A 12,573-nucleotide genomic window follows, 5' to 3' on the forward strand; every position below is an offset into this window, starting at 1 on the left:
CGGGTGGGTGTTGCGCGAAGCCGTCGTCGCCTCGCCAGTGGTGCCGGCTGATCTCGGTCGAGCGAGCAGTGGTTCGGGGTCGGCGGCCGGGTAGCACGTCTGTGCGGCCGGACTATGTTCGCCGTCCATGCCGTCCATGCCGTCCATGCCGTCCATGCCGTCCATGCCGTCCATGCCGTCCATGCGTCCCGGCGACAGTGTGAGCGCCGAAAGCCGGTGCGAATGGGCGATTCTCCGCACATCAGATGCGGTCGTCGGGCAAGCTGGTATGCGCTGTGGTCCTGAGAACGAGGATCTGTTCGGAGTGTTCGCAGCCGTTGCTGAGTTCTATGAAACCGTCTGTCCGGAACTGATTTTGGCGAGAGGGTACCGCGGAATTGGCTGAGACTTGGAGCGTGTTCGAGTCTTGTGGGTTGGCGTGGCCGGTGACGGTCGAACGTGGTGGGGTGGGAGATCGCATCCTGCCGCCGTGTGTGGTGCGGTGAGGGTGCCCGGCCTGTCGTTCGCGGCGCTCGACGTGGAGACCGCGAACTCGGCGCGGGGGAGTGTCTGTGCTATCGGGGTTTCCGTCGTATGGGAGGGGCGTCGGGTTGGTAGTCATTCGTGGTTGTGTCGGCCGCCGGGGGCCGTGGACTTCTTTGCGCGGCACAACGTTCGTGTGCACGGGATTTCGGCTTCTATGGTGGCCGGGGAACCGGCGTTCGGAGAGGTGTGGCCCGAGGTGGTACGGGTGGTTGGTGGGCTGCCGGTGGTGGCGCACAATGCCGGGTTCGACAGCGGAGCGGTGCGAGAAGCGTGTGGGCACAGTGGGATCGGCGAGCCGGGGTGGGACTTCCGCTGTAGCTTGGCGATCGCGCGGCGGCATCTGGATTTGGAGAGCTATCGGCTGCCGGATGTCGCGGGAGCGCTGGGGGTCGAGTTGATCGCGCATCACGATGCGGGGGCGGATGCCGCGGCGGCGGCGGATATCGTGGTGGCGTTGGCGGCGCGGGCGGGGGTGGACAGTCTCGCGGAGCTCGAGCGGTTGGGGGAGGTGCGGCCGTACCGGCGGGCGAGCAAGGGTACGGGGCGGCGTCGGCGGCGCTCCGGGTACCCGCGTGCGGAATTGGTGATGCCGGAGGTTCGTGGTGGGGATCCGGGGCACCCGCTGTTCGGACAGGTGGTGGTGTTCACCGGGGAGTTGGCGGCCATGAGTCGGCAGGAGGCGTGGGATGCGATCGCCGCCTGCGGGGCCACCCCGGCGCGGAATGTCACCCGGCGGACCACCTGCCTGGTGATCGGGGACGGGTTCGAAGGGGTGGAGCCCGCGGCATTCAGCACGGTCAAGGCACGGCGGGTCGCGGAGTTGCGGGCGAAGGGATTTCAGGTCGAGGTGATGGATGAGCGTGGCCTCCTCGCCTGTCTCGATCTGGAGCGACACACGGTCGAGCCGGGCGCGAAACGGATCGCGGTGATCTCGTAGCAGGATGGGGTGATCATGGAATACGACGACGATGCATTTCGCGAGTACGTGGCCGAGCGGCTTGCCGCACTTCCCCAGGCGCGGGCGGTGACGCTCGGCGGATCGCGTGCGCAGGGCACGCACTCGCCGGACAGCGACTGGGACTTCGGCGTCTACTATCGCGGCGCGTTCGATCCTGACGATCTGCGGGCGATCGGCTGGGAAGGCGAGGTATTCGATGTCGGCGCATGGGGTGCTGGTGTTTTCAACGGCGGTGCGTGGCTGATCGTCGACGGCCGACACGTCGACGTGCTCTACCGCGACCTCGACGTCGTCGAACGCGAACTGGAGGAGTCCCGGGCGGGGCGATTCCATTGGGAACCGCTGATGTTCCACCTCGCGGGGATCCCGAGCTATCTCGTCGTGGCGGAACTGGCGGTGAACGAAGTCCTTCGCGGAAGCCTGCCCCGGCCGGAGTTTCCTGCGGCACTGCGGGAGTCGGCACCGAAGCAATGGCGAGAACGAGCGAATCTCACGATGATGTACGCCAAGAACGCCTACGTGACGCGCGGCCGGGTGACCGAGGTCGCGGGCGCACTGGCGACGGCCGCGATGTACACCGCGCACGCCGTACTCGCCGCCCGTGGCGAATGGGTGCTCAACGAGAAGCGGATGCTCACCGATGCGGGTCTGCGGGACATCGATCACATTATCGCGGAACTAGGTCCGGATTCGGGTTCCCTGGCTCGTGGGGTCGCTTCGGCAGAACAGCTCTTCGCCGAGACGTAGTCTCCGGCTGGAGGTCAGCCTGTGTATGTGGTGACACCCGTCTTGCGAATGTCCTCGAGGGCTTGTGGTGTGTAGAGATACGGCTCAAGGTGAACCATATAGCGGAGTAGCGGTTTGCCATGCTTCAGATATGCCTCGACCGTCACTACCAAGCCGCTGGGGCCGATGCCCGAAGACACGACCTGCTGATAGTCAGACTCTTCACGTGAGTTCTCTTCCCACAGATCAACCTTTCCCGCGTTGAAGCCCCAGCGAGTTATACCCTCGCGGAGTTCATCGTTCGCCTGCTGAGCTGTGTCGAGTGGCCGGAAGAAGACGATCTCGTCGTACGGTGCCTCGGCGGGACCGGTGGAGACGAAACCGATGGTGTTCGTCTCCACCGTTTCGGTCCTATCGGGTCCGAGGAATTCGAGTGTGATCATGGGCTGATCGGGACCGCCGATGATCGGGCCCATGGTTTGGCCTTCCATACCCGCTGCGGCTTTGGTGAGTTCGCGGTTGCGGAGGTCGAATCGGGCGTGGCCGGTCTGCTTGATTTGTTCGATCCCGGCCGGGGTCAGATGTGAGAACTCTGTGGTGCTGGGCACGGGCTCCTCCTGGCTCGACGGGGTGGAGCAGGCGGCGGTCGAGAGCAGCAGTGCTGCGGTCGCCAAGGCACGGCGTGACGGTGAATTCATCGCTCGTATCCCCACTGTGTCGCGAACTGTTTCATGATGTCGTCCCACCGATTGGCGAGCCGCTGCTCGTCCATGCGGGTTTCGAAGTCAGAGGCGATCAGCTGGCGTGCGCGGGCCGGATCGTCTGCCAGCAGACGCTGATATGCGGGCAGCGTGTCCTGCGTGATCAGCTCCCACCGCTGATCACGGTAGGAGATGTTGCCGTCGGGAAGTGGTGTGACGATCGTGCCCGGTAACGGGCCGGGCGCGTCGACGGACTTGGGGAATACTTCAGGGAACGATTGCGCTCCCGGGATCGACGGCGCGCCGACAGCGGTCATACCCCAGGTGACGAGCTCACCGGTGGCCGGACGTTCACGCATGCGATCGTAGTCGTCGGCGATGATCTGCCACTGCTCACGCCAGAGCAGCTTGTGGTTGCCCTCAGCGATCAGGCTCTGGTCGTTCCGCACATACCCGTCGTGGATCTGATGCCATGCACCGGTGGCATTGGGATCGAGCAGACCAGCCCGGGACATGCGGTCGATCTCGGCCGTGCCGCCCGTTAGATATGCCTCGTGCATAGCGGCCTGGTCGGTGAAGATCTCCTTCTGCATGCCGAGCAACGTGGACTCGTAGAACCGGATCTCTTCGGCGGGCAGTCCGGGGCCGCTGTCCGTTCCCAGCATCGGCGGCAAACCACCGATCAAGACCGGCAGCGGTGACCGCCCCTCGAGGCTGGTCAGTTCCTGCATCATGTCCAGGTCGAAGAACCCGCCCGCGAACGACGGTCCGATCATGTTCGCCATTCCCGCCCACTGGAGTTCGGGCCGGTCCAGGAACAGGCGGCCGTAGTACTCGTAGACCTTGACGATGGTGTCCTTGTTCGCCTCCGCGCCGAGTTCGGGGCGCCAGTCGGCAGGGTCGATCCCGGCTTGCTCCAATGCTTCTCGTTGCCAGTAGCCTCGCAGGAACGAGCTGTAGAACTTCGTGGCCGGATCGAGTTTTCCGGAATCGACGGCCGCGTCGAGTAGCGCCTTGGCCGCATCGGGATGGTGGTCGACCCACTCGCGGAACTGTGGATCGTCGATCAGCGCTTGGACTTCCGCCGCCGACATCTGGGCCGTCGAGGCGGGCGGGACGTATTCGCGCCCCGTCGCGGCGTCCTCTCGGAGCGCTCTGACTTCGTCCATCTTCGCGTCGAGTGCCATCGCGACGGACCGGTCGACATCCGTCAACTGGCGGAGAGCGCCCGAGATCCAGGCGATGTGGTTTGCCCGCAGGTCTTCGCTCTTGTCCTGCGGTGTCGGTCCGACCTGCCAGTCGTCTCCCACCGTGAAACCGTCGGCGATGGCCGCGTCCACGGTTCCGATCGCATGATCGCGCACCGATCGCAGGCTGGCGGCCGCGCTGCGCAGGGCGTCCACTACATCGCGGACGGCGGTCACGATCCGCATGCCCATCCGGTACTCGCGCTGGATCCGCTCGTACGCCGCGGAACCCGCCTCCCCGGTCCACCCGCCCGAGGCGATCTGATCGGCCTCCCGCCACGTCGCATCCAGCGTCTGCATCATGTGGTCCGCACCCGTGGCGAGGATCGTCGCCCGTTCCGTCAGTGATTCCGGCCGCCAGCTGCGGACCGCGCTCACCGTGTAGGTCATCGGCGGCCCATTCTCGCCAGTTGTTCGGCCCAGAACCGGTCGGTCACCTGGTAGGTGTCGTTCGCGCCTCGGGTCAGCTTCGCCAGATCGTCGAAGTGGTACGCCAGTTCCAGGTACGCCTCGTATACGTCGGTGCCCATGTCGGCCACGGCTTTCTCGGCGAGGGACTGCGGCAGTTCGGCTTCGAGGTCGGCTATTCCTTCGCGGGGGACTGTCTTGACAGCGCGTGACGTCTCCAGCCACGCCTTTTCCAGGCGGTGCAGCAGTTCGATGTCGACGTACACGGCGGTATCTCCCAGGTAGCAAATCCTCGGCAGACTCTAGCGCAGTGTCATGGGGCGATAGCCGAGTGTCATCACTATCGACGCTGGTGAGGCGGTTTCGGTTCCCGCCGGGCCGTGATTCGCGGGGGTGGCCGATAAGCTCCTACCCGTGACCGACGAGAAGCTGCTGCAGGGACCCATCCACGCCGTTCATGTCGAGCTCGGCGCTACCTTCGCACCGTTCGGGGGGTGGGAGATGCCGGTTTCTTATGCGGGGACCGTGGGGGAGCACACGGCGGTGCGGACCGCGGTGGGGCTTTTCGATGTGAGTCATCTGGGGAAGGCGACCGTCACGGGAGAAGGTGCGGCGGCGTTCGTGAACTCGGCGCTGAGCAATGATCTCGGGCGGATTCGGCCGGGGAAGGCGCAGTACACGCTGTGCTGTACGGCCGAGGGCGGGGTGATCGATGATCTGATCGCCTACTACGTGTCGGATGACGAGATCTTCCTGGTGCCGAATGCGGCGAATACGGCGGCGGTGGTGGCCGAGTTGGCGAAGGCCGCGCCGGACGGGGTGACGGTTACCGACGAGCATCGGGAGTACGCGGTGTTCGCGGTGCAGGGGCCGAAGTCGGCGGAGGTGTTGACGGAGCTCGGATTGCCGACCGAGATGGAGTACATGGCGTACGCCGACGCCGAGTGGGAGGGGCGGCCGGTTCGGGTGTGCCGCACCGGCTACACCGGGGAGCACGGGTACGAATTGCTGCCGCGCTGGGCGGATGCCGAGGCCCTGTTCCGGGCGCTCGTCGCGCAGGTGCGGGCCGCCGGCGGGCAGCCGGCGGGGCTCGGTGCGCGCGATACGTTGCGCACCGAGATGGGGTATCCGCTGCACGGGCACGAACTGTCCCTCGAGATCTCGCCGGTGCAGGCCCGCGCCGGGTGGGCGGTCGGGTGGAAGAAGCCGGAGTTCTGGGGCAAGGCCGCGCTGGAACAGGAGAAGGCGGCCGGGCCGAAGCGAATGCTGTTGGGGCTGAAGGCACTCGATCGGGGTGTGCCGCGGCAGGGGCAGGCCGTCATGCGCGGTGACGAGCAGGTGGGGGAGACCACCTCCGGCACGTTCTCGCCGACGCTCAAGATCGGCATCGCGCTCGCACTGCTCGACACCGCGGCGGGGCTCGCGGAGGGGGACGAGGTGGAGGTCGACGTCCGTGGGCGTCGGCTGCGGTGCGAGGTGGTGCGGCCGCCGTTCGTGCAGGCGAAGACTGCCTGAACGGTCGCCGGACCGGAGGGCGGCGGGCGAAGTCGGTGATCGCGGCCGCCACCTCGCGGGGTCTGGTGAGGGTGAGGGAGTAGTCGGCTCCCTCGAGTCGAAGGCGGCCTGCCTCATCGCCGGGGCGACCGCGCGAGAAACGGCGCCGTCCGCCGGGACGACAGGCCGGTCGAGAGCGCGCCTCGTCGGTGATAATTTGGTTGTCGCGCCGCACCCTTCGCCGCGAAACTCATGGTCATGTCGCGAGTGGACGAGGTCTGTGACGGGCGGTTGGCGTGGACGACGGTGGATCTCGTCGTCATCGAGGACTCGTGTGCGCAGCCATTGCGAATCGCGCTCGAGGAGTGCGGGATTCAGGTCAACTACCTGACCATCGGGCAGGCCCGGCATCTGGTGGCCGCGCTCGGGGGTGAGCGCCCGGTCGCGCCCTATGTGGTGCTGTGCTGCCACGGGATCGACGGGGCGATTCTGCTGCCGGAACTCGGGGGTGAGATCGCCGCCGCGCAGCCGTTCGATCGGCTCGGGCCGGAGGAGGTGCGCGGACACCTCCGATTGGCGGGCAGCACCGTGCTCTCGCTCGGCTGCGAGACCGGCGACGAAAAGCTGGCGCGGGCGTTCCTGGACAGCGGTGCCGCGGCCTATATCGCCCCGACCGACGCGCCGTACGGGCACGCCAGCCTGTTCGCGGCGCTGTACCTGTTCTACGAACTCACCCAGGAACGCCCGCTCGACGCGGCCGTCGCCAAGCTGCGGGCGCACGATGGGGAGCTGGCCATGTGGGAGTTTTTCCGAGGCGACACCGGCGGCTCCGGACGGGCGAATTAAACTCCCGGTCATGACTGTTGCCGCGCACTTCTCTCGCACCTCGCATCCGGCTCCCACCCCGGTGGAGCGGCGACAGGAGATTCTCGCGGCGCCCGGGTTCGGGCGGTACTTCACCGATCACATGGTGTCGCTGGACTATGTCGACGGGGAGTGGGTGAACGGGCGGGTGCAGCCGTACGCGCCGCTGTCCATGGACCCCTCCACCATGGTGTTCCACTACGGGCAGGCCATCTTCGAGGGGCTGAAGGCGTACCGGCAGTCCGATGGGAGTATCGCGACCTTCCGGGTGGACGCCAACGCGCAGCGGTTCCAGCGTTCGGCACGCCGGATGGCCATGGCCGAGCTGCCGGAGGAGCTGTTCATCGAGTCGATTCGGCAGCTGCTCGAGGTGGACGGCGAATGGGTGCCGCCCGCGGGGGGTGAGGAGTCGCTGTATCTGCGGCCGTTCATGTTCGCGACCGAGGTCGGCCTCGGTGTGAAGCCCGCGGCGGGGTACAAGTACCTGCTACTCGGGTCGCCCGCGGGTGCGTACTTCGCGGGTGGGCTGAAGCCGGTGCGGGTGTGGCTGTCGACCGAATTCGTGCGCGCCGCTCCCGGCGGCACCGGTGAGGCCAAGGTGGCGGGCAACTACGCCGCCTCGCTGCTGGCCCAGCAGGAAGCCGCCGCCAAGGGCTGCGATCAGGTGGTGTGGCTGGACGCGTGCGAGCGCAACTACGTCGAGGAGATGGGCACCAACAACCTGTTCTTCGTCTTCGGCACCGGCTCCGACGCCCGCCTGGTCACCCCGGAACTGTCCGGTTCGCTGCTACCGGGCATCACCCGCGATTCCCTCATCACCCTGGCCGCCGACGCGGGCTACCGGGTGGAGGAGCGAAAGATCTCCGTCGACGAATGGCGCAGCGGGGTCGAATCCGGGGAGATTACCGAGGTTTTCGGCTGCGGCACCGCCGCCGTGGTCATCCCGGTCGGATCGGTCGTCTCCGCCGAGGGCGAATTCACCATCGGCGACGGTGAGCCCGGCGAGGTCACCATGGCCCTGCGCGACACCCTCACCGGAATCCAGCGCGGCACCTTCGCCGATCGCCACGGCTGGATGCGCAAACTCGCCTGAACGTGTGATCAGGGGGAAATGCTGGCGGTATCGGCCGAGTAGCCGCCACCGGTTCCCCTCGCATCAGCCCTGGTCGGAGGAGCTGGCGGAGCCGCTGGAGTTGGCGGCGGAGCCGGTGGGGAAGGGGAACTGGGCGGTGGTTTTCAGCTTCCAGGTGCCGCAGCCGACGGTCTAGAAGGCTACGTCAGGACCGCGCGGTGCAGGTTTCGTGGAAAGCCGATCAGCCGGGCATGAACATGTGCCACTGCTCCAGCGTCTGCGGGCGCATCACGTAATTGCTATCGCGCACGGCGGAGAGGGCGGCGCTCGGCTCCTGGGAGTACCAGTGGCCGGGATACACCACCGGGTCGCCCTTCAGGCCGGCCAGGTAGCGGAGGCTGTGGAACATGGCGTCGGAGTCGCCGCCGGGGAAATCGGTGCGGCCGCAGCCGTCGACGAACAGCGTGTCGCCCGCGATGAGGCGGTCGTCGAACAGGAAACACTGGCTGCCCGGGGTGTGGCCGGGAGTGTGCAGCAGTTCGATCTCCAGGCCGCCGATCGCGACCTTGTCGCCGTGCTCGTGGCCGGTCAGCTCACTGGGCGCGATATCGGTGACCTGCGCGACCCAGGGCAGCTCCTCCTTGTTGACGTGCACCGGCACGTCCACGTTCTCCAGGAGTTCCTTCACGCCGCGCAGGGTGAAACCGAGCATGGTGCCGCCGACATGGTCGGGGTGGTGGTGGGTGGCCAGCACGCCGCTCAGGCGCATGCCGTCACCCTCGGCGATCTCGACCAGCTCGTTCGCCGCGTATGCCGGATCGACCACCACGCACTCGCCGCTGTCGCGGTCGCCGATGAGATACGCGAAGTTGCGCATCTGGGTGGCGATCGGATCGCCCACGGCCCAGTCGCGGCCGGAGAGCAGTTGGCGGAAGTACACACGGTCGGATCCCATACCGGACACCCTATGGGGCGGGCGGGATCGACGGGCGGGGACTCCCGGCGCCCGCGGCCACGCCCACCGTATGAGGTTGGAGCGGCGCACACGGCTCGCGCCGCCGGGAGCAGGTTCCGGACGCGAGGCAGGGTGGTGCCCCGCAACGGATAGCGCTGTGCCCATGCGCGGCCTGGTGGATGTGCTCGGTGGCGCGCGGCGATCCGACCGAGGAAGCCGGCACTCGATTGCGGTGCGGTTGCCCGGAGGGCCGGATCTGCTGTGCGCTAGTCCTCGAGCGCCTCGCGGAGGGCGGCCGCGAAAGCTTCGGGTTCGCCGGTCTGGCCGTATTCGCCGCCCAGGAAGCCGCCGTGGTCGCTCGGGAAGACGACCATCTCGGTGCCGAGGCGCTGGGCTACGGCCTCGCTGCCGCGGCGCGCGAGCTGGCCCTCGGATTCGATGCCGCCCACCAGCACGATGCGGGTCGGGGCCGCGCGCAGGGCGTCGAAGTCGTGCTCGTAGTAGGCCAGGCTGGCGAGGTTCTGCGCGAACATCACGTCGTCGCGGCTGCCGTCGTCCTCGGTCGGCATGCCCAACTCGGCGGGGTCGGGGGTGGGCCACTCGGCGAAATCGGCCGGCACCTCGCCCCGATGGCTGGACAGGATGAGGAATTTGGCCATGGCCGGGCCGAAACCGTGTTCGGTGTAGGTGCGGCACACATCGGTGGTGGCCGCCAGCGCGTGCTCACGGTCCGGGAGCGCCTGCGCGGCGGGCGGTTCGTGCGCCACCAGGGTGCGCACCTGTTCGGGATGCTGCGCCACCAGGGCGAGCGCGTTCACGGCGCCGCCGCTGCTGGCGAACAGGTCCACCGGGCCGCGATCCAGGGCGGTGATGAGTCGATGCAGATCGTCGGCGTGCTGGTCGGGGGTGGACTCGCGGGCGCCGTCGGTGCGGGTGCTGCGCTCCACGCCGCGCGGATCGTAGGTGACCACCGTGCGATCGGTGAAGTATCCGGCCAGGGTGCCGAAACCGGCCGCGCCCATGGGGGATCCGATCATCAGCAGGACGGGACCGGCACCGGTCTCGGACTCGCGGATGTCGTAGGTGAGGATGGCGCCCGGAACCTCGAGGGTGTGTGTTTTCGGCTCGGCCATGATTCGCTTCTTCCGCAGGGGTGTGCTGTGTAGACGAACCGGCGGCGCGGAAATCATCGGCGCGCTGGCGGGTCAGATCGAGGGGATCGGCTGAGGTGCGGGATCTGCCGGGGCTGCGGCGGTCGAGCGGGCTTGTGCGACGGCTCGAATCCAGTTGGCGAAGAACACTTCCGCGTCGGCGGTCCAGTCGGCCATCACCTCGGAGTGGTGGGTCGGCAGCGGGAAGCCGTCGAGCAGGGTCGGGTCGAAGGTGGTGCGGAGGCGGACGGCGAGGTCGAGGAGGGTTTGTTCGGTGTCGTGCGGGAAATAGCGCGACGGGATGGCGGGGAAGGGGCGCATCGGGTCGGACAGCCAGCGGCGCAGGTCGCGGCGGTGTTCGCGGGCCATGGTGTCGGGGAGGTATTCGGGGTGGCCCTGGAGGAAGACGTGGCGCAGGCCGTCGGGGCCGGTGGCGAGGTGCCATTCGGCTTCCTCGGAGTCGAGCAGAATGTCGACGCCCGCCTCCCGGAGATCGGCGGAAGTCATTGCGTTCCAGCGGGAATGGGGCACCCGCACGGGCGTCGCCAGACCTTCGACCAGTGCGGTGCCGGGATGCGCGCCCGGCTGCACGCCGCCCATGCGGTCCAGGGCGGCACCGTGTACCCAGTGGTCGAACGCACCGTGTGCGCGGTACGGCAGACGGTGACGCTCCAGTCCGTGCAGCAGATGCAGTGCGGCGTGGGCGGATTGGCAGGAGAACAGCAGTGAGGTAGCGCCCGAGCAGCCGCGCAGGATGCGGTCGACCACCGCGAGGCTGGGCTCGGCGGCGATATCCGCGGCCTTGGGTTCGCTGCCGCTGATGATGAGGGCGTCCATGGCGGCCAGTGCGGGCCAATCGACGTCGGTGCTCGCGCGGAGTGGGTCGATGCCGAAAAACGCGACCGCCACTTCGGATTCGGTCGACTCCTCTGAGGATGCCCCAGTCGCGGAGGGTTCGGGGGCCGGTAAGGGCTCGGTCGCGAACGACTCCGCGCCGTAGGGACCGGCTGCTGGGCGTTCAGCAGCCACTCGGCCAGTCGCCTCGGACCGGATTCCCGAGGGGCGGCCGTCCGGGCGACAGGTCGCCGAGGACCCGTCCGACGAGCATCCGGTCGCCGATCGTCCGGACGCGACGCTCGCCGACGGGCCACCGGTCGCGGCACCGAAACCCGTTGTCCGCCAGCCCAGCCGCGCCGCGCCCGCGGCCACTGCGGCGGCAAAGACTCTGCGAGTCATACTCTCCGGCCGCAGCGACATCAGATCCACGATTCCGATTCGCACGGCTGCACCGCCCGACCGCGGTGCGTCCGATGACGCAAACACTTGTTCAATCCTTCGGAACGGGCGCGATCGGCCGACCGCGTAGATCAGTACAGAGCAGTGATCGGACAGGCGAAATGTCCGCGCAGACAGGTGCCCCGCACACCGATCACGCGATCAGTGTGCGGGGCTCAGGCGTCCGGCAGGAAACCGGCGGGTGTCAGCGAAGAATTGTTTCGATTTCCGCCGCGGCCTCCGGGCCGTAGGCCGCGCGCAGGCGCTTCACGGCCACATCGTGGTCCAAGGTCCATTCCTGGGTGCCCACGGTTTCCAGAATGTGCACGGCGATAAGGGATCCCAGCTGCGCGGAGCGCTCCAGGCTCAGACCGGCCGTGTGGCCGGTGAGGAAGCCCGCGCGGAAGCCGTCACCGACGCCGGTGGGGTCGACCTTCGAATTGTCCGGCACCACATCGACATGCAGTTCGGTGCCGTCCTTGTCGACCACCAGCGCGCCCTTCACACCCAGGGTGGTGACCCGGATGCCGACCCGCTCGCCGATCTCCGCGGCGGACAGGCCGGTCTTCTGCAGCAGCAGGCCCCACTCGTACTCGTTGGTGAAAAGGTATGCGGCGCCGTCGATCAGGCGCAGCGCCTGTTCGCCGTCCAGGCGGGCCAGCTGCTGGGAGGGGTCGGCGGCGAACGGGATCCCGGCGGTGCGGGCCTGCTCGGTGTGCAGCAGCATGGCATCGGGATCGTTCGCGCCGACCAGCACCAGATCGATGGCGCGGGTCCGGGTCAGTTCGCCGATGGAGATCTCGCGGGCCTCGCTCATCGCGCCCGGGTAGAAGGAGGCGATCTGCGCCATGGCCTCATCGGTGGTGCAGACGAAGCGCGCCGTGTGCGCCTCGGTGGACACCTTCACCGCCGAACAGTCCACGCCATGGGATTCCAGCCACTGCCGGTAATCGGCGAAGTCGGGGCCGACCGCGCCGACCAGCAGCGGATTGCGGCCCAGCAGACCCATCGCGTAGGCGATATTGCCCGCGACACCGCCGCGGCGAATGACCAGATCGTCGACCAGGAAGCTCAGCGAAACATGTTGCAGCTGATCGGCCAGCAGCACATCGGAGAACTTGCCCGGGAATCGCATGAGGTGATCGGTCGCGATGGAGGCGGACACGGCGATGGTCACGTGCGGAATCCTTCGGTGTC

The 12,573-nt window shown here is 67.7% G+C and carries 13 protein-coding genes; 6 read left to right on the forward strand and 7 right to left on the reverse strand.

Annotated features, from left to right (window positions below; genetic code table 11):
- Positions 1-628 precede the first annotated feature (628 nt).
- Positions 629-1,462 (forward strand): exonuclease domain-containing protein, encoded by an 834-nt coding sequence (locus QJS31_RS07495; protein ID WP_372341797.1) that lies wholly within the window; start codon positions 629-631, stop codon positions 1,460-1,462.
- Between the two features lie 15 nt (positions 1,463-1,477).
- Positions 1,478-2,230 carry a nucleotidyltransferase domain-containing protein gene (locus tag QJS31_RS07500; protein ID WP_306356294.1) on the forward strand — a complete coding sequence of 251 codons (753 nt, stop codon included), beginning with the start codon at positions 1,478-1,480 and terminating at the stop codon, positions 2,228-2,230.
- A 14-nt stretch (positions 2,231-2,244) separates the two neighbouring features.
- On the opposite strand, the gene QJS31_RS07505 is transcribed toward QJS31_RS07500, so the two are convergent.
- Genes QJS31_RS07505 through QJS31_RS07515 form a run of 3 tightly spaced genes read right to left on the reverse strand, consistent with a single transcriptional unit; the run spans position 2,245 to position 4,831 of the window.
- Positions 2,245-2,907: a hypothetical protein gene (locus tag QJS31_RS07505; RefSeq protein WP_306356295.1), complete on the reverse strand. Its 663-nt coding sequence runs from the start codon at positions 2,905-2,907 to the stop codon at positions 2,245-2,247.
- Positions 2,904-4,547: a WXG100 family type VII secretion target gene (locus QJS31_RS07510; RefSeq protein ID WP_306356296.1), complete on the reverse strand. Its 1,644-nt coding sequence runs from the start codon at positions 4,545-4,547 to the stop codon at positions 2,904-2,906. The genes QJS31_RS07505 and QJS31_RS07510 overlap by 4 nt, the downstream gene beginning before the upstream one ends.
- The gene (locus QJS31_RS07515; RefSeq protein ID WP_306356297.1) at positions 4,544-4,831 is read right to left on the reverse strand and encodes a hypothetical protein; all 288 of its coding nucleotides are present in this window, start codon (positions 4,829-4,831) and stop codon (positions 4,544-4,546) included. The genes QJS31_RS07510 and QJS31_RS07515 overlap by 4 nt, the downstream gene beginning before the upstream one ends.
- Before the next feature lie 148 nt (positions 4,832-4,979).
- Between QJS31_RS07515 and gcvT the strand changes: the two genes are divergently transcribed.
- From gcvT to QJS31_RS07535, 4 genes are all read left to right on the forward strand, one after another.
- The gene (gene gcvT / locus QJS31_RS07520; protein WP_306356298.1) at positions 4,980-6,080 is read left to right on the forward strand and encodes a glycine cleavage system aminomethyltransferase GcvT; all 1,101 of its coding nucleotides are present in this window, start codon (positions 4,980-4,982) and stop codon (positions 6,078-6,080) included.
- Positions 6,081-6,317: 237 nt separating this feature from the next.
- On the forward strand, positions 6,318-6,905 hold the full coding sequence (locus tag QJS31_RS07525; protein WP_306356299.1) for a hypothetical protein: 588 nt from the start codon (positions 6,318-6,320) through the stop codon (positions 6,903-6,905).
- Between the two features lie 10 nt (positions 6,906-6,915).
- A complete protein-coding gene (locus QJS31_RS07530) occupies positions 6,916-8,016 on the forward strand; it encodes a branched-chain amino acid aminotransferase (RefSeq protein ID WP_282782582.1) in 1,101 nt (366 codons plus the stop codon).
- A gap of 4 nt (positions 8,017-8,020) precedes the next feature.
- Complete coding sequence (locus QJS31_RS07535) at positions 8,021-8,191, forward strand: hypothetical protein (RefSeq protein ID WP_282782580.1); 171 nt, start codon at positions 8,021-8,023, stop codon at positions 8,189-8,191.
- Positions 8,192-8,236: 45 nt separating this feature from the next.
- Here the strand turns inward: QJS31_RS07535 and QJS31_RS07540 are convergent, their stop codons facing one another.
- The 4 genes from QJS31_RS07540 to QJS31_RS07555 all read right to left on the reverse strand — a co-directional run bounded on the left by QJS31_RS07540 (position 8,237) and on the right by QJS31_RS07555 (position 12,553).
- Positions 8,237-8,950: an MBL fold metallo-hydrolase gene (locus QJS31_RS07540; RefSeq protein ID WP_039814172.1), complete on the reverse strand. Its 714-nt coding sequence runs from the start codon at positions 8,948-8,950 to the stop codon at positions 8,237-8,239.
- Positions 8,951-9,216: 266 nt separating this feature from the next.
- Positions 9,217-10,083: an alpha/beta fold hydrolase gene (locus QJS31_RS07545; protein ID WP_282782576.1), complete on the reverse strand. Its 867-nt coding sequence runs from the start codon at positions 10,081-10,083 to the stop codon at positions 9,217-9,219.
- Positions 10,084-10,155: 72 nt separating this feature from the next.
- Positions 10,156-11,010 (reverse strand): homoserine O-succinyltransferase, encoded by an 855-nt coding sequence (locus QJS31_RS07550; protein ID WP_306356300.1) that lies wholly within the window; start codon positions 11,008-11,010, stop codon positions 10,156-10,158.
- A gap of 571 nt (positions 11,011-11,581) precedes the next feature.
- Positions 11,582-12,553 (reverse strand): carbohydrate kinase family protein, encoded by a 972-nt coding sequence (locus tag QJS31_RS07555; RefSeq protein WP_282782572.1) that lies wholly within the window; start codon positions 12,551-12,553, stop codon positions 11,582-11,584.
- Positions 12,554-12,573 lie beyond the last annotated feature (20 nt).

It is taken from the genome of Nocardia sp. CC213A (assembly GCF_030766805.1).
In the GTDB taxonomy this organism is placed as follows: domain Bacteria; phylum Actinomycetota; class Actinomycetes; order Mycobacteriales; family Mycobacteriaceae; genus Nocardia; species Nocardia otitidiscaviarum.

Excerpts from the sequence above, each read along its gene's own strand:
- QJS31_RS07500 (WP_306356294.1), top strand. The coding sequence starts at position 1,478 with ATGGAATACGACGACGATGCATTTCGCGAGTACGTGGCCGAGCGGCTT.
- QJS31_RS07525 (WP_306356299.1), top strand. The coding sequence starts at position 6,318 with ATGTCGCGAGTGGACGAGGTCTGTGACGGGCGGTTGGCGTGGACGACG.
- QJS31_RS07530 (WP_282782582.1), top strand. The coding sequence starts at position 6,916 with ATGACTGTTGCCGCGCACTTCTCTCGCACCTCGCATCCGGCTCCCACC.
- QJS31_RS07510 (WP_306356296.1), bottom strand. The coding sequence starts at position 4,547 with ATGACCTACACGGTGAGCGCGGTCCGCAGCTGGCGGCCGGAATCACTG.
- QJS31_RS07540 (WP_039814172.1), bottom strand. The coding sequence starts at position 8,950 with ATGGGATCCGACCGTGTGTACTTCCGCCAACTGCTCTCCGGCCGCGAC.
- QJS31_RS07545 (WP_282782576.1), bottom strand. The coding sequence starts at position 10,083 with ATGGCCGAGCCGAAAACACACACCCTCGAGGTTCCGGGCGCCATCCTC.
- QJS31_RS07505 (WP_306356295.1), bottom strand. The coding sequence starts at position 2,907 with ATGAATTCACCGTCACGCCGTGCCTTGGCGACCGCAGCACTGCTGCTC.